Annotated in this window: 4 protein-coding genes; all 4 read left to right on the forward strand. The window is 69.9% G+C overall.

Annotated features, from left to right (window positions below; genetic code table 11):
- Positions 1 to 184: 184 nt before the first annotated feature.
- The 4 genes from ACLJTM_RS34550 to ACLJTM_RS34565 all read left to right on the forward strand — a co-directional run bounded on the left by ACLJTM_RS34550 (position 185) and on the right by ACLJTM_RS34565 (position 2,531).
- The gene (locus ACLJTM_RS34550) at positions 185 to 541 is read left to right on the forward strand and encodes a hypothetical protein (RefSeq protein ID WP_411107788.1); all 357 of its coding nucleotides are present in this window, start codon (positions 185 to 187) and stop codon (positions 539 to 541) included.
- The gene (locus ACLJTM_RS34555; protein WP_411107789.1) at positions 538 to 828 is read left to right on the forward strand and encodes a hypothetical protein; all 291 of its coding nucleotides are present in this window, start codon (positions 538 to 540) and stop codon (positions 826 to 828) included. Before ACLJTM_RS34550 ends, ACLJTM_RS34555 begins: the two co-directional genes overlap by 4 nt.
- A 142-nt stretch (positions 829 to 970) precedes the next feature.
- Positions 971 to 1,384, forward strand: coding sequence for a YciI family protein (locus ACLJTM_RS34560; protein WP_411107790.1), 414 nt, complete (start codon positions 971 to 973; stop codon positions 1,382 to 1,384).
- A gap of 1 nt (position 1,385) precedes the next feature.
- Positions 1,386 to 2,531 (forward strand): RNA polymerase sigma factor, encoded by a 1,146-nt coding sequence (locus ACLJTM_RS34565; protein ID WP_411107791.1) that lies wholly within the window; start codon positions 1,386 to 1,388, stop codon positions 2,529 to 2,531.
- Positions 2,532 to 3,173: the final 642 nt, after the last annotated feature.

Below are 3,173 nucleotides of genomic sequence, written 5' to 3' on the forward strand. Positions count from 1 at the left end.
AAGCCTTTCAGCGCCGATGGTACTGCAGGGGGGACCCTGTGGGAGAGTAGGACGCCGCCGAACAATCATTGTGGGAAAGCCCCGCACCAGCCCTTCACGGGCACGGTGCGGGGCTTTTCTGCGTTCCGGACCGGATACGAACGGCCGGCTGGGTATCCTGGCGAGCGTTCCCCAGGAGGACGCGATGACAGCACAGCAGCTGGACGACGGCGGCCCGCTCATCCCGCAGCCGGCCATGACGCGGGAGGCCCTGCGGGACGCCGTACGCCGTATCGACATGGCCAACCTGGCCGTGCTCGACAAAGAATGCAACGAGGCCTTCGACCGCGCCGCGGAGACCGGGGCGATCAATCCGCTGCGGTTCTTCCTGATCAAGTGGGCGACACACGTAGCCATCCACCGCTGGCCGGCCCGAGCCGCCGCCCTCCACGAAGCGGAACGGATCACCGGCGACCCCGAGGCTTCCGAGCAGCAGTTCCGGGAAGCCATGGCCACCAGCAGCCGCATCCTCGCCGAGGCCCAGCAGGACATCGGCCTGTGACCCCGAGGGGCGAGGGCGTCCTCAACGACAGCGGCTGGGCCTGGGAGTGCGGCCCCGGCCGCCCGTGGGTGCTCGGGGACATGCCCGCCGAGCAGCTGGCACTCGTCGATGCGGTCATGGACGGCCTGGTGGACCTGGCGTCGATGGCGATCGACCCGAAGGACGGCAGCCTCTACGAGGACCCCCACCCGATGCGGCTGCGGACGTACGAGGACGAACACCTGCTGGTCTGGTACCAGACGATCCCGCACCGCAGCCGCGTGTACCTGAAGCGCGTGAACCTCTGAGACCCCGCCCCGACGGGCCGCGGCACGCAGGCGGAAAAAGGCAGCGGAAAAAGTTCGCTTCCGATGTCGAGAACGCGCGGCCGGCTCCGTCCCTGCAGTGAACGCGGCCGGCACGGGTCGCACCAGGACCGAGGAGAACACCATGGCCAAGTACCTGCTGCTGAAGCACTACCGCGGCGCTCCGGCTCCGGCCAACGACGTACCCATGGACCGGTGGACGCCCGAGGAGATCACGGCGCACGTGCAGTACATGATCGACTTCGCGGCTCGGTTGGAGAAGACCGGGGAGTTCGTCGACGGTCAGGCCCTCGCCCCCGAGGGAGCGTGGGTGCGTTACGACGGTGAGGGCCGGCCGCCGGTCACCGACGGCCCCTTCGCCGAGACCAAGGACCTCATCGCCGGCTGGATGACGATCGACGTCGACACCTACGAGCGGGCCGTCGAACTGGCCGGTGAACTGTCGGCCGCACCCGGGTCGGGCGGCAAGCCCATCCACGAATGGGTGGAGGTGCGCCCGTTCCTGGCCGCGTCCCCCAACGTCACCGACTGCCACTGAGATGGACGAGGTCCTGCTGAGGAGCCTCACGCCGAACGTGCTCGGCATCCTCGTCCGCCGCGGAGCGCCCTTCGCCGCGGCCGAGGACGCCGTGCAGGACGCGCTGGTCGAGGCGGTCCGGGTCTGGCCGGACGCTCCCCCGCGGGACCCGAAGGGCTGGCTGGTCACCGTGGCCTGGCGCCGGTTCCTCGACGCGACCCGGGCGGACACCGCCCGCCGGCGGCGCGAGGACCTGGTGGACGAGGAACCGGCGCCGGGCCCCGCGTCCGCGGTGGACGACACGCTGCAGCTGTACTTCCTGTGTGCACACCCGTCGCTGACACCGTCCTCCGCGGCGGCGCTCACCTTGCGCGCCGTCGGCGGGCTCACGACCCGGCAGATCGCCCAGGCCTACCTGGTACCGGAAGCGACCATGGCGCAGCGCATCAACCGGGCGAAACGCACCGTGAGCGGGGTGCGGTTCGATCAGGCCGGCGACGTCGCCACGGTGCTGCGCGTCCTCTACCTGGTGTTCAACGAGGGATATACCGGCGACGTCGACCTGGCCGCCGAGGCCATCCGGCTCACCCGCCGGCTGGCGGCCGCGATCGACCACCCCGAGGTGGCGGGGCTGCTCGCACTGATGCTGCTCCACCACGCCCGGCGCGCCGCCCGGACCGCGGCGGACGGCAGCCTGGTGCCGCTGGCAGAGCAGGACCGGAGCCGGTGGGACACCGTGTTGATCGCCCAGGGCGTGGCGATCCTCCAGCGGGCGCTCGTACGGGACCGGCTCGGTGAGTTCCAGGCGCAGGCCGCGATCGCGGCGCTGCACGCGGATGCGCCGACGGCGGACGAGACGGACTGGGTGCAGATCGTGGAGTGGTACGACGAGCTCGCGCGCCTCACCGACAGCCCGATCGTCCGGCTCAACCGTGCGGTGGCGGTCGGGGAGGCGGACGGGCCGCGCGCCGGCCTGGCCGCCCTCGGCACCCTGGAGGACACACTGCCCCGCCACACCGCAGTCTCCGCGTACCTGCACGAACGGGACGGCGACCTGGCGACGGCGGCACGGCAGTACGCCGAAGCGGCCGCGAAGGCGACCAACCTCGCCGAACGCGACCACCTCACCCGCCAGGCCGCCCGCCTCAACGCACACCTGAACCGCTGACTTCGCGGGGGACCGCCGTCCGCGGCAGATCGGTTCCCCGTGGTGGCGAGCCCGGGCACTGGGGTGCCTCTGGGAGGACAACGCTGCCGGCGGGACGTGCGGGTGGTGGTGGAGGGCCGCGGAGCCTTGCTGAAGCCGGCCCTGCGTCTCGGGGTGAAGCAGGGACATGCCTTGTGCCAGGTGTCCTACGGTCTGTCCGCCAGCCCGTTAGTAGTGCTCGCTGTGGACCACCTGCTCCGGGGTCGGCCGGCTGTGGTTCGGGTTGCCGGCGCGGCTGATGGCTGGTCACGGGAGCGCTCCGGGGCGGATTTGGTGCCTCGCCCGGGGAGTTGTAGAGTGGAGCGGTTGCCTCGAACTGCACGTTCGGCAGCACTCCCTGAGGAATGCAATTCCAGACAGGGACCCTCCGTCTCAACCATTCGGGAATCCGAAGCCGGTAAAACCGGTGGAGAACTTCTGATAGAGTCGGACTCGCCGGAAAGGGAAACGCGAAAGCGGAATCCTGGAAAGCGAATCCCGCTTCGACCGGGAATCGGACACGAAAGAGTCTGATAGAGTCGGAAACGAAGAACGAAGCCCGGAGGAAAGCCCGAGAGGGTGAGTACAAAGGAAGCGTCCGTTCCTTGAGAACTCAACAGCGTG

It is taken from the genome of Streptomyces sp. cmx-4-9, from assembly GCF_046548835.1.
GTDB lineage: Bacteria > Actinomycetota > Actinomycetes > Streptomycetales > Streptomycetaceae > Streptomyces.